Source organism: Neotamlana nanhaiensis (assembly GCF_000943555.1).
Taxonomy (GTDB): Bacteria; Bacteroidota; Bacteroidia; order Flavobacteriales; family Flavobacteriaceae; genus Neotamlana; species Neotamlana nanhaiensis.
In genome coordinates this window covers 101127-120866 of sequence record NZ_JTDV01000010.1, presented here as the reverse complement: position 1 = coordinate 120866, position 19740 = coordinate 101127, and the positions used below count along the sequence as shown (strand labels likewise).

At 34.2% G+C, this 19740-nt stretch carries 20 protein-coding genes and 2 pseudogenes; 12 read left to right on the top strand and 10 right to left on the bottom strand.

What is annotated here, in order from left to right; translation table 11 throughout:
* Positions 1-13 precede the first annotated feature (13 nt).
* Positions 14-1036: an endonuclease/exonuclease/phosphatase family protein gene (locus PK35_RS11085; protein WP_044626789.1), complete on the top strand. Its 1023-nt coding sequence runs from the start codon at positions 14-16 to the stop codon at positions 1034-1036.
* Positions 1037-1157: 121 nt separating this feature from the next.
* Positions 1158-2054, top strand: coding sequence for a hypothetical protein (locus PK35_RS11080; protein WP_044626788.1), 897 nt, complete (start codon positions 1158-1160; stop codon positions 2052-2054).
* Here PK35_RS11080 and PK35_RS11075 read toward each other — a convergent pair whose 3' ends face one another.
* From PK35_RS11075 to PK35_RS11035, 10 genes and pseudogenes are all read right to left on the bottom strand, one after another.
* Positions 2055-2363 (bottom strand): DUF6122 family protein, encoded by a 309-nt coding sequence (locus PK35_RS11075; protein WP_044626787.1) that lies wholly within the window; start codon positions 2361-2363, stop codon positions 2055-2057.
* The gene (locus PK35_RS11070; RefSeq protein ID WP_044626786.1) at positions 2363-2986 is read right to left on the bottom strand and encodes a WbqC family protein; all 624 of its coding nucleotides are present in this window, start codon (positions 2984-2986) and stop codon (positions 2363-2365) included. The genes PK35_RS11075 and PK35_RS11070 overlap by 1 nt, the downstream gene beginning before the upstream one ends.
* Before the next feature lie 78 nt (positions 2987-3064).
* Positions 3065-3445, bottom strand: a pseudogene (locus tag PK35_RS17875) (RDD family protein); the annotation flags it as partial.
* A 54-nt stretch (positions 3446-3499) separates the two neighbouring features.
* Positions 3500-5059 (bottom strand): annotated as a pseudogene (gene lepB / locus PK35_RS11065) (signal peptidase I); the annotation flags it as partial.
* 90 nt (positions 5060-5149) lie between these two features.
* Entirely contained in the window at positions 5150-5854 is a 705-nt protein-coding gene (dapB, locus tag PK35_RS11060) for a 4-hydroxy-tetrahydrodipicolinate reductase (protein ID WP_044626785.1), read from the bottom strand.
* Positions 5855-5887: 33 nt separating this feature from the next.
* On the bottom strand, positions 5888-6514 hold the full coding sequence (locus PK35_RS11055; RefSeq protein ID WP_044626860.1) for a DUF5683 domain-containing protein: 627 nt from the start codon (positions 6512-6514) through the stop codon (positions 5888-5890).
* Complete coding sequence (locus PK35_RS11050) at positions 6504-7406, bottom strand: ParB/RepB/Spo0J family partition protein (RefSeq protein ID WP_044626784.1); 903 nt, start codon at positions 7404-7406, stop codon at positions 6504-6506. The genes PK35_RS11055 and PK35_RS11050 overlap by 11 nt, the downstream gene beginning before the upstream one ends.
* A 3-nt stretch (positions 7407-7409) precedes the next feature.
* Positions 7410-8174: a ParA family protein gene (locus PK35_RS11045; RefSeq protein ID WP_044626783.1), complete on the bottom strand. Its 765-nt coding sequence runs from the start codon at positions 8172-8174 to the stop codon at positions 7410-7412.
* A gap of 154 nt (positions 8175-8328) precedes the next feature.
* Complete coding sequence (locus PK35_RS11040) at positions 8329-9315, bottom strand: glycoside hydrolase family 43 protein (RefSeq protein WP_044626782.1); 987 nt, start codon at positions 9313-9315, stop codon at positions 8329-8331.
* Between the two features lie 215 nt (positions 9316-9530).
* A complete protein-coding gene (locus PK35_RS11035; protein WP_044626859.1) occupies positions 9531-10778 on the bottom strand; it encodes an NAD(P)/FAD-dependent oxidoreductase in 1248 nt (415 codons plus the stop codon).
* 106 nt (positions 10779-10884) lie between these two features.
* Here PK35_RS11035 and flxA point away from each other — a divergent pair, with 106 nt between their 5' ends.
* The 10 genes from flxA to PK35_RS10985 all read left to right on the top strand — a co-directional run bounded on the left by flxA (position 10885) and on the right by PK35_RS10985 (position 19740).
* Entirely contained in the window at positions 10885-12408 is a 1524-nt protein-coding gene (gene flxA / locus PK35_RS11030) for a flexirubin biosynthesis tyrosine ammonia-lyase FlxA (protein ID WP_044626781.1), read from the top strand.
* An 18-nt stretch (positions 12409-12426) separates the two neighbouring features.
* The gene (locus tag PK35_RS11025; protein WP_044626780.1) at positions 12427-13554 is read left to right on the top strand and encodes a WG repeat-containing protein; all 1128 of its coding nucleotides are present in this window, start codon (positions 12427-12429) and stop codon (positions 13552-13554) included.
* A gap of 37 nt (positions 13555-13591) precedes the next feature.
* Complete coding sequence (gene flxB, locus PK35_RS11020) at positions 13592-14323, top strand: flexirubin biosynthesis SDR family reductase FlxB (RefSeq protein WP_044626779.1); 732 nt, start codon at positions 13592-13594, stop codon at positions 14321-14323.
* A 9-nt stretch (positions 14324-14332) separates the two neighbouring features.
* Positions 14333-15550 (top strand): beta-ketoacyl-[acyl-carrier-protein] synthase family protein, encoded by a 1218-nt coding sequence (locus tag PK35_RS11015; RefSeq protein WP_044626778.1) that lies wholly within the window; start codon positions 14333-14335, stop codon positions 15548-15550.
* Positions 15551-15557: 7 nt separating this feature from the next.
* Entirely contained in the window at positions 15558-15800 is a 243-nt protein-coding gene (locus PK35_RS11010) for a phosphopantetheine-binding protein (protein WP_044626777.1), read from the top strand.
* An 18-nt stretch (positions 15801-15818) separates the two neighbouring features.
* On the top strand, positions 15819-16700 hold the full coding sequence (locus PK35_RS11005; protein WP_044626776.1) for an LpxL/LpxP family acyltransferase: 882 nt from the start codon (positions 15819-15821) through the stop codon (positions 16698-16700).
* Positions 16701-16795: 95 nt separating this feature from the next.
* Complete coding sequence (locus tag PK35_RS11000; protein WP_044626775.1) at positions 16796-17731, top strand: hypothetical protein; 936 nt, start codon at positions 16796-16798, stop codon at positions 17729-17731.
* 3 nt (positions 17732-17734) lie between these two features.
* Positions 17735-18868, top strand: coding sequence for a dialkylresorcinol biosynthesis protein DarB (darB, locus tag PK35_RS10995; RefSeq protein WP_044626774.1), 1134 nt, complete (start codon positions 17735-17737; stop codon positions 18866-18868).
* A gap of 3 nt (positions 18869-18871) precedes the next feature.
* Positions 18872-19300, top strand: coding sequence for a hotdog family protein (locus tag PK35_RS10990; protein ID WP_044626773.1), 429 nt, complete (start codon positions 18872-18874; stop codon positions 19298-19300).
* Positions 19300-19740 carry a hotdog family protein gene (locus PK35_RS10985; protein WP_044626772.1) on the top strand — a complete coding sequence of 147 codons (441 nt, stop codon included), beginning with the start codon at positions 19300-19302 and terminating at the stop codon, positions 19738-19740. The genes PK35_RS10990 and PK35_RS10985 overlap by 1 nt, the downstream gene beginning before the upstream one ends.

The following is a 19740-nucleotide window of genomic DNA, read 5'->3' as shown; positions in this document are numbered from 1 at the left end:
ATACAAGCAACACATGAGTAAACTTAGCTTTATAAATAAAGTTGTTTATTTTTTTAATGGCGTTTTTGCGCTGTTATTGTTGCTGTCTTATGTGTTGCCTTTTTTACCACCTAAAACATTTGGCATTTTAGCGGTGCTAAATTTGGGGGTGTCGTTTCTAATTTTAATGAATTTACTGTTTTTATTGTATTGGCTTATTAAGCTAAAAAAGCAGTTAATATTGTCGTTAGTTGTTTTGGTTATAGGTTATTTCACCTATGGATCGCTGTATAAGTTTTCATCATCAAAACATATTGAAAATTCGGGTAATTTTAAAGTGATGAATTACAATGTGCGCTTATTTAATCTTTACGATTGGTTGCCTGAAGAAAATGTTGAAACCAAAATAGTAGATTTAATTAAAGACGCCTCTCCCGATATTTTGAGCATTCAAGAATATCATCCACATAAAAACGTCGATTTATCTTTTTTTAAGTATAAATATGAAAAGCTATCAGGGAAGAAAACTAAATCTGGACAAGCTATTTTTTCGAATTTCCCAATAATTAATTCTGGATCAATTGAGTTTCCTAATACAGCCAATAATGCCATTTTTGCTGATGTTGTAAACGGAAAAGATACCATTAGAGTTTATAATATTCACCTAGAATCTTTAAAAATAAATCCTGAGGTAGAAAGTCTTAAAAATGAAGATTCCGAACGTTTGTTTCAAAGGGTTAATTCTACATTTAAGGAACAAGAGTTTCAAACCGAATTATTTTTAGAGCATCGTAATAAATGCCATTATAAAATGATTATTTGTGGTGATTTCAACAATACGGATTTTTCATATGTTTACCGAAAAATTAAAGGCGATTTAAACGATGCTTTTATTGAAGCGGGGAGTGGTTTTGGTAAAACCTATCATTTTAAATTCTTTCCCATTCGTATTGATTTTATTTTTGCCGACGATGCCTTCTCTGTAAATGGTTTTAATACGTTTAAAGGTCATTACTCCGATCATTATCCCATTACAACAACTTTAAGTAGTAAATAGGTTTAACGCTTTATTAATATGTTGCTTTAAATGTTAGCTATAAAAAGAATTAGCAATAACTTTTAAATAACATAGTGCAATTATGTTTGTGGTTTAAGTGCTAACCATCAAAAACTTACAAATGCAAACGTTAACCAAAAACAATCAACCTGAAGTTTTTTTTCATGTTGGTACCGCAAAAACAGGAACTACTTTTTTACAATATCGCGTCTTTCCAAAGCTTAAAGGGCTTTTTTATATTCAACGAACGCGCTATAAAAAATCTATAAAAATTATAAGCAAAGGCGCGTATAAAAGGTATTTGGTATCACGCGAGTTAGATCGTCGAGTTTTTGAAAGTGAGGTTCAAAAATTCGCAAAAGCTTACCCAGATACTTTATCTATAATTGTATTTAGAAGGCATGATAGTTACATTGCTTCGGAATATAGACGTTATGTAAAAAATGGTTTTACGGGGAGTTTTAAAGATTTTTTTGATGTAGAAAACGATTCAGGTTATTTTAAAAAATTACACATGGATTACGATAGGCAAATTAAAATTTTAGAAACTAATTTTAATAAAAAGCCTTTGGTTTTAGTTTACAACGATTTAAAAAATGATTCAAAAGCTTTTATAGGAGGTATTGCAAATGCTTTAAATACGACGGTCAATTTAAGCGATTTAGATTTGTCTAGAAAACATAAATCCTATTCAGAAAAACAATTAAAAGCGATGCAATTTGTTGGTAAATATGTTAATATGACTAAGCGACGCAAATTTAAAAATGGAGTTTTAAATTTATTTTGGAAACTGTATTTAGGCGGATTGCGTTATGGCATTTTACATGGAGCGCGATTATTGCCAGACAGCATGTTTACTAAAGAACCGCTTATTGATAAAAAGGAATTGAAAGCCGTAAAAAAATACTATAAAACCGAGTGGAAGGCCTGTAAAGCCTACAGTACACGTTTGGTAACCGATTTGAGTCAGGTTGAAACTCTAGATTTAACCGAAGATTTAATTTACGGTGGTATTTAATTACATAAAGCTGCAATCTAAGATATCGGCAATTATGTGAATAACTAAGCCAAGTGCGACTAAACGCGATTTTTTAGGAACCAAAAGAAAAATATAAAATAAAATAGCAAACCAAGAATGCAGCGGATGATAACCTATACTGCAACGATTAGGATCGAATATAGGTGTTGCGAGCAAATGGTCTAAATCTATTAATATGCCTGCAGCCATAGTTATATAAGCAATTTTCCATTGTTTACGGTAAAATACTATGGCTATTATTAAAGGTAATAAAAAATGAGTGCCGTAATGTACAAAGGGTTGTAACATTATAATACATTTAGTTGCTGAGATTCTAAATAATTTAAGGCATTTGGGCCTTCATTAAATAGTAAATCTAGGATGCTTAAGTTGGGTATAAAACCGTGTTTATTGCTAAAAACTTGCGTGTAACTATCAAAGTTAGGCGCGGTTTCTTTTTTAGCATTAACTAATGGTCGAAAATCTGTTTTATCGGTTATTTCCTTTTCAAAGGTTGTAGATTGTGTTAGGTTTAAATCTAATTGTAAACAAACACACACTACTTCAAAACACTTCAAATTAAAATCTAAAATAAAATCAGCTTTTTCGGTAAAAAGTGGTTGCAATTCATCTTCATAAAATTCAAAAAAAGGAGAGGTTCTATAAGCCGATTCTAAAGATTTCCAGTGGTTGCTCTGCCAGTTTTCATCATTAAAAATTTTAACATCACGGTATTTTTGCCGATTTTTTTGAGAATAAACAACCGGAATATTCAAGGTTAATTTACCATTTGCACCATAAATATTTGCTCGATTTCGGTAGGTTTGTTTTATAAAATTATCATCCATTTCAAAACATACTTCTTCGGCATTTGCCATAGCAACAAAATGCTTAATGTTTGGGAAGTATGTTGGGTGTAAGATGATATTCATAATTTAAATTCCCACGAAAGTGGGAATTTTTTAATTGAAATGTGTGAATAACTTAAGTAAATAATTTTTTTTAAATGATTATTTATTGAGTTTGATCACGACTGATTTAGCCGCTTTATCATGTATTGATTTCTTCTTTTTGTCTCCAGAAATAGTTAATAAAGAAACCCAACCAAGAGTGCCTTTAAGTATAAATCTAATTATGGCAATTAAAAAAGGAATTCTTTTGCCTTTTTCATCATAGTTTTCATCTTTTCTAACACCTAATTTTAGAATAGAATGACCGATTGTTCCTCCTTTTAAAGCTGTTAACAAGGGGTCGTATAAAATAAATAGCAATATGTAAATCGTAATTTTTATGATTTCTGAAACAGGTTCAAAACTGTCAAAAATTAAAGAGAATACATACATCATTAAAATGAGTATAACAGTGTCAATAAAGGCGGCTTTAACACGATCAAAAATTGACGCAAATTGAAAGGCAGAAAGCGGCATTTCAGATTCAAATATGTCTGAATTTTTATTTAAGTATCTATTAAATAAAAATAGTCCGATCAGAATAATCAAGAAAGGAAGTAGCATAGACGAAGCTTCTCCTTTACCTTGTACCGTTGTAAAAAAGCGCTCCCAACGTGGGCTAGAGCCATCCCAACTCATCCAAATAAATACGGGTTTTCCAACCACGTGGCTAAACGGCACAAAGCCCCAAGCGCGAGCATCAATAGAGTTGTGGCGGTTATCACCCATCATCCAATAGTAGTTTTGTTTAAAGGTGTAGTTGTTTGTTACTTCACCATTAATTATAATTTGGTTGCCCTTTACACTTAATGTATTGCCTTCGTACTCGGTAATTACACGTTTGTAAAGCGGCAGGTTATCAACGGTAATGTTAATACTTTTTCCTTCTTCGGGAATATAAAGTGGCCCAAATTGATCGACATTCCAATTATAATTAGGATCATGTGGAAAAATATTAGGATCACGTTCACCTTTTTCTTTAATGTTAGGCGTAATGCTAACTACATTTGGATTGTTTTTAAACTTTGCCAAAGCTTCATCGGAAATAGCAGCGAAATAATATATATTTTGATTGTTCAACCCAAAACCATCGGTAATATCGTAACGATCCTTTAAAAATTTAGGATTGAACTGGCTCGATTTTGGTTGAACCCAATAGCTAAATTGTAGATGCGCACGATCGGGCAGTTCGTTTTTCTTCCCATTTATGTAAACAAAACCATCACGAACTTCTAGGGTGTCGCCAGCAACCCCAACACAACGTTTTACCAAGTTGGTTTTTTTATCGATAGGTTTGTAATAGTTACGATCTGGATGAAAGTTGTTCATATCCAAAAGCGTATCGGCAGGTTGATTAAAAACCACAATATCGTTACGCTCAATACTTTCAAACCCTGGAATACGTAAATAAGGGAGTTGTAGTTTGTTTTTCCAAGAGGAGCTACCTTTATGGTCATCGAATAAATAGGATTTCTTTTTTATTACCGGAATGGTGTCATGTACCATAGGCGCTCCAACGGTTGTCATAGGCACACGTGCACCGAAATGAAACTTGCTAACAAATAAAAAGTCGCCAACTAGTAGCGATTTTTCTAAAGACGATGACGGAATAGTAAACGGTTGAATAAAATAGGTATGTACAATGGTTGCTGCTACAATTGCAAATAAAATAGAGCTTGTCCATTCACCTGAACCCGATTTAGGTTGAAGACTTCGGTTTTCAACGTAAGAAACATTGGCAACATAATTTAAATAATAATTATAGAAGCCTAATGTTAAAACGGCTAGTGCTGTATCTTGAATACTGTTTTTGCCAAAGCTACGAGCAGTTTCAACCCAAACCACCATAAGCATAATGAGGTTTACAATGGGTAGAAACAGTAAAATAGTCCACCACCAAGGGCGGTTAATTATTTTCATTAAAACTATGGCATTATACACAGGAACAAATGCTTCCCAAGCTTGTCTGCCAGCTTTAATGTAAAGTTTCCAGGTGCCTAAACCATGAATTACTTGAATAATTAATAAGAATATAAACCACTGTGTCCAAGTCATAACTTTTTATGTTGATTATTGCCTCTTAGCAATAGGTTAATGTTGTTGTTAGTACCAAAATGTTATTCTGTGTTACTTGTTAAATAGATTTTAACCAATGTTTAACACATCTTTCATGGTAAAAACGCCTGTTTTTCCAACAATCCATTCTGCAGCAATTACGGCGCCTAAGGCAAAACCTTGGCGGTTGTGTGCCACATGATCTATGGTGATGGTGTCTACCTCGCTTTCGTAGGTAATGGTGTGGGTACCAGGAACATCTTCAATGCGTTTTGCTGCAATAGGAATAATGTTTTCGCCTGCTTCCTCCAGCTTCCAATCGTTGTAATTGGCGTTGTTTGAAATAATATCGTTAGCTAAAGAAATAGCGGTTCCACTTGGCGCATCTAATTTTTGTGTATGATGAATTTCTTCCATCGAAACATTGTATTGTTTCAAATTAGTCATCATTTTAGCAAGTGTTTTATTCAGTTCAAAAAAGATATTAACGCCTAAACTATAATTTGAAGCATAAATAAACGCGCCTTTCTTTTCGTTACATAAATTAACAGCGTTATCGAAATCATCTAACCACCCAGTTGTTCCAGAAATTACGGGAACGCCATTATTTAAGCAATTAGATATGTTATTAAAAGCAACGTTTGGAATACTAAAATCTATAGCAACATCGGCTTGGGTAATGTCGTAATTGGTATCGCCTTTATCTATTTTTAAAACAATATCGTGGCCGCGTTTTAAAGCGATTTGTTCAATGGTTTTACCCATTTTTCCGTATCCTAGTAAAGCTATTTTCATGTGTGTGTGTTTATTTTTTCCTTATTTAAAAGGTTAAAATTTAAAATTTAAGGTTAAGCCTAAATTACTTGTGGCATCAATTTGATTAAATTCGTAATGTGGTGCCAAAGATAAGTTTTCGTCTACATTATATTGCATTAAATGCGCATCAACATTGGCATCAATAATATTTAGGGCGTATAAACCAATGGTTACTAAAAGAGAGATTTCTTTGTTTTTTTTGTAGAAATCCTGTGCAGTTTCTAAGTTTTCGGTGGTTATTCTTGGGGTTTCTAGAAAGTTTCCGTTTGAATCATAATAGAATTCATCTGTAGTAAAGCCTGCTAATCTACTTTTATAAGCATCGCGATAGCGGTTGTATTGCTTGCTGTTATCAATATAAAAATATAATCCCGTTCCAATAGCGGCATAAACTAAAGGAACCTTCCAGTATTTTTTATTGTACACCTGACCTAAACCTGGTAAAATGGCCGAAAAAAAGGCGGCTTTAGCAGGGCGCAAAGCATCTATAGGTTCTCGAATTTCAATAATAGAATCGATTACAACTTCGTTAGTGAGCTGTTTTTTTTTTGATTCTTTGGTGTTGTTCTCGTTTTGAGCCAGTATTGAAAAACTACAGAATAAAAATAAAAGACTTGCTATTACAATTTTATTTAGCACCTTCAACTAATTTTTTAATGCGGTTAAAATCTTCTTCAGAATGAAAAGGAATCGTTATTTTTCCTTTTCCGTTTTTAGAGACTTTAACGTCAATTTTGTGCCCAAAGTATTCCGAAAACGAATTAATTCCTGTTTTTATAAACGTAGGAATCTCGTTATCGGTTTTATTTGAGGCCTTGGTATTAGGTGTGTTTATATTGCGAACCATACTTTCGGTTTCTCTAACCGATAATTTTTTGGTAAGAATACTTTCGTAAATATCGAGTTGTGTGCTGGTATCGTCAATAGCAATTAAAGCACGACCGTGTCCCATAGAAATAAACCCGTCGCGCATACCAGTTTGAATAATGGGGTCTAATTTTAGTAAACGCAAGTAATTGGTAATGGTAGAGCGTTTTTTGCCCACGCGCTCACTCATTTGTTCTTGGGTTAAATTTATTTCATCTATTAAACGTTGGTATGATAAGGCAATTTCAATAGGATCTAAATCTTGACGTTGAATATTCTCAACCAAGGCCATTTCTAGCGATTCTTGGTCGTTTGCAATACGAACATATGCTGGAATTGTTTCTAATTCCAATAATTTTGAAGCTCTAAAACGACGCTCACCCGATACCAATTGGTATTGGTTGTGCCCAATTTTTCGAACGGTTATAGGTTGAATAATGCCTAACTCTTTTATTGAAGATGCTAGTTCGCGTAACGATTCTTCGCTAAAATTGGTACGCGGTTGAAACGGGTTAACTTCAATATCCTCTAAATCTAATTCAACTATATTACCAATAACTTTGTCGGCGTTTTTATCTTGCGCCGATTGTATATCGTTATCTGGATCTTTTAATAAGGCCGATAAACCTCTTCCTAAAGCTTGTTTCTTATTTGCCTTCGCCATAATTTAGGAGTTTTTATTTATAATTTCTTTGGCTAAACTTAAGTAATTATTAGCGCCTTTACTCGAGGCATCAAAATTAATAATACTTTCGCCATAACTTGGGGCTTCACTTAAACGTACATTACGCTGTATAATAGTTTGAAAAACCATATCGTTAAAGTGTTTTTGTACTTCTTCTACCACTTGGTTCGATAGCCTTAAACGTGCATCGTACATGGTAAGTAGTAAGCCTTCAATATCTAAATCTTTATTGTGTATTTTTTGTACGCTTTTTATGGTGTTTAATAATTTACCTAGACCTTCTAGCGCAAAATATTCGCATTGAATTGGTATAATTACAGCATCGGCAGCTGTTAATGCATTAAGTGTTAATAAGCCTAATGATGGTGCGCAATCTATTAAAATGTAATCATAATTGTCTTTTACATCTTTTAAGGCCTTTTTAAGCATGTACTCGCGGTTGTCCTTATCAACCAATTCAATTTCAATAGCTACCAAATCTATATGTGCAGGTATAATATCTAAATTGGGTGTGTTTGTGCCAATAATAGCCTCGTTTGGTCCATGCGAATGCTCTAAAATTTGATAGGTGCCAATTTCAACCGATTCTACGTCTACACCAATTCCCGAAGTGGCATTAGCCTGAGGATCGGCGTCTATAAGCAATACTTTTTTCTCTAAAACGCCTAATGAAGCTGCTAAATTTATTGAGGTTGTTGTTTTACCAACGCCACCTTTTTGGTTAGCAATTGCAATAATTTTACCCATTAACTAGTTTGGTTTTGTTAGGGGTAAAAATACGATTATTTATTAGTAATAAAAACGGAACTTGTTAACAAATTGGTAAAAGAAATGTAACGAGTAATTACAGCTCTTTTTTAAATAATTTGCGTGTTAAAAATGATGGAACAAATATGTTTTGTTAATCTCCAATATATTGCATAAAATCTGGGAAACCACTTGGAGTCCAGTTTACTACACGTGCACGTGTAGCACGATTAGGGTCGCTTAACTCATGACCAATAATATCTTTGTAATCGCGGGCGTGGTAAATCATAATAATATCTTCGCCATTTTCGCTAGTTGTAAAGGAGTTGTGTCCTGGTCCATATCGTTTTACATCTGCATTGGTGTAAAATACTGGACTTGGCGATTTTTGCCAGTTATTTTCATTAAGTAAATCGGCTTTGTCGTCTGCCCAAAGTAGGCCCACGCAATAATTGTGGTTTGTGGCACTTGCCGAAAACGTAACAAAAATTTTACCGTTCTTTTTAATAACTGCAGGTCCTTCATTTACATTATACTTAACGCGCTCCCAGCTAAACTCTGGTCTTGTTAAAATAACTTCGGGACCAGTAAGTGTTGTTGGGTTAAGCATTTCCGATAAAATTAAAGCTGTGCCATCGCCAACACGTTGTGCCCAAATGAGGTAGCGTTTGTCGTTATGCTCAAACGAGGTGGCGTCGAGAGAAAATGAATCGTTTTTGGTTTTTATTTGGCCTTCTTCTTTCCATTTGCCCTTCATGGGGTCTTTATGGTCTGTTGAAAGTGCCCACATTCTAATTTTCCATAAGTCTTCGGCAGGTGCAGCAGCAAAATAAATATACCATTTTCCATTAACTTTATGTAATTCTGGTGCCCAAATATGGTTTCCCATATCGCCAGTTTTATGCTTTGTCCATATTACTTTTTCTTCAGCTGTTTTTAAGCCATTAATAGTTTGTGATTGGCGCAGAACAATTTGATTGTATTCTGGTACAGTGGCAATAAGGTAGTAAACACCTTCGTCGGTTTTAAAAACCCATGGATCGGCACGCTTTTCGGCTAGTGGATTGTCGAATGTGTCGTTTTGAGCTAAAGAAATATTAAAAGTTACTAGTGCTAATAATATGGTTATAATTGCCTTCATTTATATGGTAAATTAAAAGATTAACGCTTATTGGTTTGGTTGTACTTGGGGTAAATTTAATGCTTTATTTTTATTAAGTGTAGTTTTTACACTTAAATAATTGTGAGACCTGTGTGTTCAATCTCAAAAATAATACCATAGGGTTTATTTTCTGAAGGCATGTTGGTTTTTTGTGAAGAGGGCAATTGGGTATATTCTAAAAAGATATAATCACCTTATTTGGTCGTTTTTTCTTTTTGCATGCTAATTACATGCGCCATACTTGCGATAATGCGGTTGTGTTTTTTTACAAACGGATTAGTTTTATCCCAAACATAACCCGCAAGAACCGCACAAATTTGTTTTTTTACTTCTAAGTTTTCTGGACGATGAAAAAATAGAGTCTGTAAGTTGCCGGTATACCATTCTTTTACGTACGAGGCAAATACATTTACGCCTTCGGCAATGTAGCCAGCATAGTCGGTGTCCCAATTTACAGTTACGCCTTGTAATTCTTTCGAAATTAGTTTGGCTGCTTTTAAACCCGATTCGGTAGCAAATGTTACACCCGAAGAAAATACAGGGTCTAAAAATTCGGCACTATTACCAGTTAAAGCAAAGCCTTTGCCGCAGAGCTTGGTTACTGCTTTCGAGTAGTTTTTTATGTGTACAGGTACAAATTCGTAGTTTAAATCGCAAAATCTATCATGGTAGTAGTTCGATAATTTTAACATCTTATTTAAAACCTCGGTTGTGTTGCCTTCATAAGAGTCGAATAAGCTATTTTCTCCCACAAAACCAATACTTGTTATGCCGTTAGAAAATGGAATAACCCAAAACCAAGTGTCTTTATCAATAACATCAAAAGTAATTAATGTACCTTCCTTTCCTTCAGGGCGTTTTACATCTTTAACATGAGTGAAAATTGAGGAGTGCGTAGGGATAGACGATGGTTTGTCTAAACCAAGTAATCTTGGTAAAACACGTCCGTATCCAGAAGAATCAATTATAAATTTAGCATCAATTTTAAAATTATCGCCAATATTGTTTTTTACAGACGTAACTGAGCTTCCGTCTGGGTTAAAAATAACGTTAGTAACTTCGTGTTCAAAAATAATATCGACCCCTTTGTTTATTAATTCGGTAGCAAGGGCATTATCAAAATCGGCACGTGGTACTTGCCAGGTCCAATCCCATCCAGGGGTGTGTTTTTGGCTAAAATCGAAATTACAAACCACATCTTTACTTAAAAAACGGGCGCCAGATTTTACTTCAAAATGTTCAGCTTTTAAGCAGTCAAGTAGTCCTACTTCTTCAAAATGATCCATACAACGTGGTAGTAAACTTTCGCCAATAACAAATCGTGGGAACTTCGATTTTTCAATAACTTTTACGTTATGGCCTTGATTATTAAGGTAGGCTGCGGCTACAATCCCGGATGGGCCAGCCCCAATAATTAATACGTCAACACATTCATTTTGAATATCCATAGATGTTGGAATAATTACTTATTATTTTATATTTACGACGAACTTAACTATTTTCGCGCAAGAAATTAACGATTTTACTCAATAAATTTATAAAATAAATATGCTAACCTATAAAGGAAGTCTAGAAATAGACGATTTCTTTAAAATTATTTTTAAAGATGAACCTTTTGTAGTAGATGATGCTACAATACAAAAGGTAGAAGAGAGTTTTAAATTTTTGGTAAATTTTTCTCAAGATAAGGTTATTTACGGTGTAAATACTGGTTTTGGGCCTATGGCACAATATAAAATTGAAGACTCTCAACGCATAAAGCTACAATACAATCTTATTAGAAGCCATGCGTCTGGTGTTGGGCAACCTTTGCCACCTATGTATGTGCGAGCTATTATGTTAGCGAGATTAAGCACATTATCTAAAGGGAATTCAGGTATACATAAATCGGCTATTATATTAATGCAAGAGTTAATAAATAGAGATATTACGCCTGTAATTTTTGAGCATGGTAGCGTTGGTGCTAGTGGCGATTTAGTGCAATTAGCGCATTTGGCTTTGGTTTTAATAGGTGAAGGCGAAGTGTTTTATAAAGGAGAACGTACCAATACTGCCGATGTTTTTAAGGCCGAAAACCTTAAACCAATTTCGGTAGAGCTACGTGAGGGTTTAGCATTAATGAATGGTACTTCGGCAATGACAGGTATTGGGCTTGTAAATGTTATTTATACGCGTGAATTAATGAATAACATGATCGTTTGTTCGTCTGCAATAAACGAAATTGTGAAAGCATACGACGATCATTTAAGTTTAGAGCTAAACGAAACCAAGCGTCATAAAGGGCAACAAGATATTGCCGAACTTATGCGCGAACATTTATCCGATAGTCAATTAACGCGTAAACGCGAGCATTATTTGTACTCAAAAAACGAAAACGTTTCGGTTTTTAAAGAAAAAGTACAAGAGTATTATTCGTTACGCTGCGTGCCGCAAATATTAGGGCCTGTTTTAGATACTTTAAATAGTGTTGAAGAGATCCTAGTTGATGAGGTTAATTCGGCAAACGATAATCCTATTGTCGATGTAAAACGTAAGCATGTATATCACGGCGGAAATTTCCACGGCGATTACGTGTCGCTCGAAATGGATAAGCTTAAAATTGCTGTTACTAAATTGAGTATGTTGAGCGAAAGACAGTTAAATTACCTATTAAATGCAAGATTAAATGATATGTTACCGCCATTTGTTAATTTAGGTAAATTAGGCCTAAATTTTGGGATGCAAGGGGTGCAATTTACAGCGACTTCAACTACGGCCGAAAATCAAACGCTTTCAAATCCAATGTATGTGCATAGTATTCCTAATAACAACGATAATCAAGATATTGTTAGTATGGGAACCAATGCGGCTTTAATAACAAAGAAGGTTATAGAGAATGCGTTCGAGGTTTTAGCTATCGAACTTATCACCATTGTTCAAGCTATTGAATATCTAGAAGTTAAAGATAAAGTTTCTTCAAAAACCAAAAAAGTTTACGACGATATACGAGAAATAGTTCCTATATTTACAGAAGATATTGTGATGTATCCTTACGTAAATAAGGTGAAACAATATTTAATGAAAATTAAATAAATCTAATTGTTTCTAGTTATGAAAAAACTGTTTTTTGTAGTTGCTTTTTTTAGTTTAAGTTTATGTTTTGCTCAAGAACTAGCTTTAGCAAGAGTAGACGGAAAATTTGGGTATATTAATAAATCTGGCGATTGGGTAATTAAGCCTCAATTTCTAAACGCTAAAAGTTTTTCTGGCGATTATGCACAAGCCATGGCTAACGATAAACTTTGGGGTTATATAAACCGAAGCGGCGAGTGGGTAATTAAACCAACTTTAAAAAAAACAAAGGCGTTTCAATGCGGTATTGCAATTGTAAACGATGGCCTTTCTTGGTATTATATAGATGAAACTGGAAACAAAATTTTAAGCGATGTTGTAACCGATAAAGTTTACGATTTCTCTGAAGATTTAGCTGTAGTTCGAACGGTTGATAACGTTGGGTTTATTAATAAGAAGGGAGAAACAGTTATTCCTAAAGATTATACCAAGGCATTCGATTTTTATAATGGGTATTCTAGAGTTCAAAAAAATGAAAAATGGGGGTTAATCGATAAAACCGGAAACGAGTATATAAAAATTGAATACGAAGAAATTGGAAATCTTTACAATGGTATAATTGTAGCTAAAAAAGGAGGTGTTTGGGGTTTAATAAAAGACAAAACTTTTACTCATGTTGAGGGTGCTATAAAAATTTGGGATTTCACGCTTAATGGCGATATAACTTATGCCAAAAAAGGTGAAAAAGTTGGTTTTATTAATGCCAATGGCGAATGGGTAATCGAGCCAAAATACGAAAGAGTTAGAGGTTTTACAAAAGGCTTAGCGCCATATTACGAAAATAAACTTTGGGGCTATATTAACCTAAAGGGCGAAGAGGTAATTAAAGCGCAATATAAAGATGCTGAGGTGTTTAGTGAAGATGGCTTAGCACCAGTAAAAACAAAAAAAGAATGGGGCTTTATTAACACCGATGGTAAATTGGTGATAGAAGAAAAATACGGAATTACCGCAGGTAATTTTGGTATGTTTTTTGGCGTAAAAACCGAAAAAGGCTTCATCGATGGTTTAGTGCGTGTAAAATACAAAAAGGAGTGGGCCTTTTTAAATACTAAAGGCGAGGTATTAAATAATACGTGGTACCAAAACTTAGAACTTTTCGAATAAAAAATAAAAATCTAACCAACTAATAATATATTTTTTAATGAAGTGTGCCCTAATAACTGGAGGATCTAGAGGTATAGGAAAAGCTGTGTGTGTTCAGTTAGCAAAAGATTCAGAGTATCATATTCTTATAAATTATAACAACAACGAAGCAGCAGCAAAAGAAACGTTGCAATTTGTAGAAGCCGAAGGAAATACTGGTGAAATTTTACAATTTAATGTAGCCGATGCGCAACAAGTACAATCGGTTTTATCAACATGGCAAGAAAATAACCCAGACGCGGTAGTCGAAGTTATTGTAAATAACGCTGGTATAACCAAAGACGGGTTGTTTATGTGGATGCCTGCCGAAGATTGGAATAATGTTATAAACACCTCATTAAGCGGGTTTTATAACGTAACCAACTTTTTTATTCAAAAATTACTGCGTAACCGTTACGGGCGTATTGTAAATATAGCTTCCGTTTCTGGGGTAAAAGGTACACCAGGGCAAACTAATTATTCGGCAGCTAAGGCGGCATTAATAGGTGCAACAAAAGCCTTATCGCAAGAGGTTGCAAAACGTAAAATTACGGTTAATGCTGTGGCGCCTGGTTTTATAAAGTCCGATATGACTGCCGAACTCGACGAAAAAGAGCTTAAAAACTTAATTCCAATAAATCGTTTTGGCGAGCCAGAAGAAGTCGCTCATGCCGTTTCGTTTTTAATTTCTAAAAAAGCATCTTATATTACAGGCGAGGTTATTAATATTAATGGCGGAATTTACTCGTAATTTTTTAAAATGAGCAGAGTTGTAATTACAGGAATGGGGATTTACTCGTGTATTGGTGAGAACTTAAACGAAGTAAAAGAATCGCTTTATCAAGGTAAATCAGGAATTGTTATAGATGAAGCACGCATTGGATTTGGTTACCGTTCGCCTTTAACAGGAATGGTTAGCAAGCCTAATTTAAAAGGTGTTTTGTCGCGTAAACAACGCATTAGTATTGGTGAAGAAGGCGAATACGCCTATATGGCGACCGTTGAAGCGTTTAAAAATGCTAAAATAGATCAAGATTTTATTGATGCAAATCAAGTTGGTATCCTTTACGGAAACGATAGTACAACCAAATCTGTAATAGAATCGGTTGATAAAGTTCGTGAAAAAAAAGATACCACTTTAGTTGGTTCTGGAGCTATTTTTAAAGGTATGAACTCTTCAGTAACCATGAATTTGTCTACCATTTTTAAATTAACTGGAATTAATTTTACAATTAGTGCCGCTTGTGCTAGTGGTTCGCATGCCATAGGTATGGCGTATCAATTAATTAAAAGTGGTTTACAAGATTGTGTTATTTGTGGAGGAGCCCAAGAAATTAATCCGTACGTTATGTCCAGTTTCGACGGTTTAGGAGTGTTTTCGGTAAATACAGAAAATCCAGCTAAAGCTTCACGACCTTTTGATGCTAATCGCGATGGCTTAGTGCCAAGTGGTGGTGCTGCAACTGTAATTTTAGAATCATACGAGTCTGCTGTAAAACGTGGCGCTCCAATTTTAGGAGAAGTTATTGGTTATGGTTTTTCATCAAACGGCGAGCATATTTCTACACCAAATGTTGTTGGGCCAAGTTCGGCCATGAAAATGGCTTTAAAGCAGGCAGGAATCCAAGCTAGCGATATCGATTATGTTAATGCACATGCTACATCAACGCCTGTTGGTGATGCTAACGAAGCCAAGGCTATTTACGATGTTTTTGGCGATAATGGTCCAGCGGTAAGTTCAACAAAATCGATGACGGGGCACGAGTGTTGGATGGCTGGAGCAAGCGAGATAATTTACTCTATGTTAATGATGCAGCATGGTTTTGTAGCACCTAATATTAATTTGGAAACGCCCGACGAAGATGCTAAAAAATTAAATTTGGTGAGTAAAACCATAGATAAAAAAATTAATGTATTTTTGTCCAATTCTTTTGGTTTCGGAGGAACCAATTCAGCATTAATAATAAAAAAAATATAGTGGCGTGATGACAAAAGAGGTTATTATTGAAAAAATAGACAACTTCCTTATAGATGAATTTGAAGTTGAAAGCGACGATATTTCGCCGGATGCCGATTTAAAAGAAACTCTAGATTTAGATAGTTTAGATTTTGTAGATCTAGTCGTGTCGGTTGAAGCTAATTTTGGTGTGAAATTGGTAGGCGAAGACTTTGTTAACGTTAAAGTACTTCAAGATTTTTACGATTTAATTGAGCGTAAACTTAACTAACGCTTTATAAATAACATTATGGCTGCCGAATGGAAAGGTAAATCCAGAGGAACCGTTTTAGGATACAAAATTTTTGTATTCTGTATTAAAAAACTAGGTGTTAAGGCAGCTTATTTTGTGCTTTATTTTGTTTCCTTTTATTTCGTTTTATTTGCAAAGGATAGCTTTAAGGCTATTTTTTACTATTTACATAAGCGGCAAGGATTTTCAAAATTTAAAAGCTTTAAAAATGTATACAATAGTTACTTTGTTTTTGGGCAAACTATTATTGATAAAGTAGCTATTTCATCAGGCTTGCGTAAAAAATTCACTTACGAGTTCGATGGAATTCATTTAATAAACCAAGCTTTAAAAAATAAAAAAGGCGGTATTTTAATAAGTGCTCACCTAGGTAATTTTGAAATTGCCGAACACTTTTTTGGAGATTTAGATGAATCGGCTTCTATTAGTTTACTTACCACAAATCAAGAACACACGGCTATAAAAGAGTATTTAGAACGTGTAACTACTAAATCTAACATCAATCTTATAATTTTAAAAGATGATTTGTCGCACATATTCGAAATAAATGCGGCATTGGCTAGAAACGAAATTGTTTGTATAACTGGCGATCGTTACACCCAAAATACCAAATTTTTAGAAAAAGATTTTCTTGGCGAAAAGGCAAAATTTCCGGCAGGACCTTTTATGTTGGCCTCACGCTTACGCGTGCCTGTTTTGTTTGTTTATGTAATGAAAGAGAAAAATTTGCATTATCATTTATATGCCAGACAATCGCAAGCAAAGCATCGCGATGTAGAATCTCTTTTAAACGATTATACCGAAAGCCTTACTTGGATGCTTAAAAAATACCCATTACAATGGTTTAATTATTTCGACTTTTGGGAGAAACTGCGTTAATTATTAATGTTTAATGTGCTAATAATTAGATTGAAAAATAAAAATTAGTTTTAAAGTTTTAAATGGTTATTTTTACCGATAATTTTTAAATAGGCATGAAGCAAGTTCTCGTATTGCATTATTCTCAATCTGGTCAACTTACCGAAATAGTAAATAATATTGTTTCTAGTTTGGCACAAGGAGATGATGTAGAACTTAACTTTCATGAAATGCAACTCGAAAAAAACTTTCCGTTTCCTTGGAAAAAAGAAGATTTTTTTGGGGTTTTTCCCGATACTTTTTTGCAAAAAAAACAGCCTGTTAAACCTGTGCCTCAGGATATTTTAAACAAAAAATACGATTTAGTTATTTTAGGTTATCAAGTGTGGTATTTAACACCATCGTTGCCAGTATCGTCGTTTTTAAAATCCGATTACGCAAAAACACTATTTAAAAACGCAAACGTAGTAACGGTAAGCGGTTCTAGAAACATGTGGATTATGGCGCAGGAAAAGGTGAAAAAGCACCTAAAAAATTTGCAAGCCAATTTGGTAGGAAACATAGCTTTAGTTGATAGGCACGTAAACCATATTAGCGTAATTACCATAGTTCGTTGGATGTTTTCTGGAAAGAAAAAGCGCTATTTAGGAATTTTTCCGAAACCAGGTGTCAGTCAAACCGATATCGATAATGCTACCAAATTTGGCCCTATTATAAAATCACACCTCATTCAAAATAAATTCGATTCCCTTCAAGAAAACTTATTAAAGCACGAGGCAGTAAAAATAAAACCCTTTTTAATAACTGTAGATAGAAAAGCCAATATCATTTTTTCTAAATGGTCTACTTTTATCTCAAAATCAAGTGAAGCCAATACCAAAAAACGTAAAATATTACTTAAAATGTTTAATGTTTATTTGTTAATTGCCATTTGGATTATTTCCCCAGTAGTTTTTGTGTTATTTTTGCTAACTTATTTACTAAATATCCAAAAAATAAAAAGGCAAAAGGAGTATTATGCTTCGGTTGCATTATTAGAGCAGATTAAATAATTTATGAAAGAAGTTTATATAACTCGTATTTCTAAGTTTTTACCAAATAAACCAGTTTCTAACGACGAAATGGAAGCTAAATTAGGTTTAATTAATGGTAAACATTCTAAAGGAAGACGCATTGTTTTACGAAATAACCAAATAAAAACCAGATATTATGCCATTGATGAGGCTGGTAATATCACTCATAATAATGCCCAACTTACCACCGAAGCTATAAAAGGCCTTTGCGATAGTAATTTTAAAACCACCGATATTGAAGTATTGTCTTGTGGTACATCGAGTCCAGACCATATTTTGCCATCGCACGCTTCAATGGTACACGGTTTTTTAAAAAATGGAAATGTTGAGGTAAATTCACCGTCTGGCGCATGTTGTTCGGGCATGAATGCCCTAAAATACGGATATCTTTCAGTAAAATGCGAACAATCGAATAATGCCGTTGTAACAGGGTCTGAAAGAAGTTCAACCTGGTTTCGTTCTGATATTTTTGAAGATGAAGTAAAGCATTTGGAAACCTTAGAAGAAAACCCAATTATTGCATTTAATAAAGATTTTTTACGATGGATGCTTTCTGATGGTGCAGGAGCTTTGTTACTAGAAAGTGAGCCAAAAGGCGAACAACCATTAAAAATTGAATGGATGGAAGGCTTCTCGTATGCCGACGAGCTTGAAGCTTGTATGTATTCGGGAGGTGAAAAACAGGACGACGGACTTTTAAAACCGTGGCGCGAATATGCTGCCGACCAATGGAGTAAAAAAACATTATTTGCCGTTCAGCAAGATGTTAAACTATTAGGTGCCAATATTCTTGAAAAAGGTGTAGATAGTTTAAAACGCTCGTTTGCTAAACATAATATATCGGTTGATGATATCGATTATTACTTACCGCATATTTCATCCTATTACTTTAAAGAAGGTTTATATGATGGTATGAAAGCGGCAGGTATTGAAATTCCATGGGATAAATGGTTTATGAATTTAGACCGCGTTGGTAACGTGGGTGCTGCTTCAATTTATTTAATGATTGAAGAATTGGTGGCTTCTGGGAAACTTAAAAAAGGTCAAAAAATACTGCTATCGGTACCAGAAAGTGCCAGATTTTCGTATTCTATTGCCTTACTAACGGTTTGTTAAAGGATGAGTGCACAATTTCCTATTAAAGATGTTACTAAGTTAATTCCGCAAAAAGCGCCATTTGTAATGGTTGATTCACTTATAAGTTTCTCTGAAACCGAAGTCGTATCAGCATTCACCATTCCAACCAATAATATTTTTGTTGAAAATAATAAATTTACCGAACCTGGTTTGGTAGAAAATATGGCGCAAACCATTGCTTTACATACCGGTTACAATTATTTTGTAAAAGGTGAAGATGCGCCAACAGGTTATATTGGTTCTATAAAAAAAACAAATATTACACAGCTTCCTAAAGTTAACGAAACCATTACGACAAAAGTAAATGTGTTACACGAAATTATGGGGGTTACCATGGTGGAAATTTCGGTTTTTAATGCTGAAAATGAGGAAATTGCTTCTGGTGAAATGAAAACCGTATTAGCTTCGTAATGAACCTTTCGGAAATAAACATTAGCGAATTATTACCACATCGGCCGCCATTTTTAATGGTTGATAAAGTCATTTCTATTGATGATGAACGGGTATGTACGCAGTTTTTTATTAATGAAACATCAATCTTCAACGATAATGGGTATTTTGCCGAAGCAGGTTTAATAGAATATGCGGCGCAAACCTGTTCTTGTATTGTTGGCAAATCGTTTTACGACAACAAAAGTACTGTTAAACTTATTGGTTTTATTAGTGCTATAAAAAAAGTAACAATTCAACATTTACCAAAAGTAAATACTACCATTTCCTCTAACGCTAATTTAATTTCTAGGTTCGATGCAGACGATTACAGCCTGTGTAATATTGAATGTACAATCATTCAAGACCATAAAGAATTAGTATCTTGCAATCTCAATTTAATTATTCGCGAAATTAATTAA

Excerpts from the sequence above, each read along its gene's own strand:
- darB (WP_044626774.1), top strand. The coding sequence starts at position 17,735 with ATGAAAGAAGTTTATATAACTCGTATTTCTAAGTTTTTACCAAATAAA.
- PK35_RS11045 (WP_044626783.1), bottom strand. The coding sequence starts at position 8,174 with ATGGGTAAAATTATTGCAATTGCTAACCAAAAAGGTGGCGTTGGTAAA.
- dapB (WP_044626785.1), bottom strand. The coding sequence starts at position 5,854 with ATGAAAATAGCTTTACTAGGATACGGAAAAATGGGTAAAACCATTGAA.
- PK35_RS11075 (WP_044626787.1), bottom strand. The coding sequence starts at position 2,363 with ATGTTACAACCCTTTGTACATTACGGCACTCATTTTTTATTACCTTTA.
- PK35_RS11015 (WP_044626778.1), top strand. The coding sequence starts at position 14,333 with ATGAGCAGAGTTGTAATTACAGGAATGGGGATTTACTCGTGTATTGGT.
- PK35_RS11025 (WP_044626780.1), top strand. The coding sequence starts at position 12,427 with ATGAAAAAACTGTTTTTTGTAGTTGCTTTTTTTAGTTTAAGTTTATGT.
- PK35_RS11000 (WP_044626775.1), top strand. The coding sequence starts at position 16,796 with ATGAAGCAAGTTCTCGTATTGCATTATTCTCAATCTGGTCAACTTACC.
- PK35_RS11070 (WP_044626786.1), bottom strand. The coding sequence starts at position 2,986 with ATGAATATCATCTTACACCCAACATACTTCCCAAACATTAAGCATTTT.
- PK35_RS11085 (WP_044626789.1), top strand. The coding sequence starts at position 14 with ATGAGTAAACTTAGCTTTATAAATAAAGTTGTTTATTTTTTTAATGGC.
- PK35_RS11005 (WP_044626776.1), top strand. The coding sequence starts at position 15,819 with ATGGCTGCCGAATGGAAAGGTAAATCCAGAGGAACCGTTTTAGGATAC.
- PK35_RS11080 (WP_044626788.1), top strand. The coding sequence starts at position 1,158 with ATGCAAACGTTAACCAAAAACAATCAACCTGAAGTTTTTTTTCATGTT.
- PK35_RS11010 (WP_044626777.1), top strand. The coding sequence starts at position 15,558 with ATGACAAAAGAGGTTATTATTGAAAAAATAGACAACTTCCTTATAGAT.
- flxA (WP_044626781.1), top strand. The coding sequence starts at position 10,885 with ATGCTAACCTATAAAGGAAGTCTAGAAATAGACGATTTCTTTAAAATT.
- flxB (WP_044626779.1), top strand. The coding sequence starts at position 13,592 with ATGAAGTGTGCCCTAATAACTGGAGGATCTAGAGGTATAGGAAAAGCT.
- PK35_RS10990 (WP_044626773.1), top strand. The coding sequence starts at position 18,872 with ATGAGTGCACAATTTCCTATTAAAGATGTTACTAAGTTAATTCCGCAA.
- PK35_RS11040 (WP_044626782.1), bottom strand. The coding sequence starts at position 9,315 with ATGAAGGCAATTATAACCATATTATTAGCACTAGTAACTTTTAATATT.
- PK35_RS11050 (WP_044626784.1), bottom strand. The coding sequence starts at position 7,406 with ATGGCGAAGGCAAATAAGAAACAAGCTTTAGGAAGAGGTTTATCGGCC.
- PK35_RS10985 (WP_044626772.1), top strand. The coding sequence starts at position 19,300 with ATGAACCTTTCGGAAATAAACATTAGCGAATTATTACCACATCGGCCG.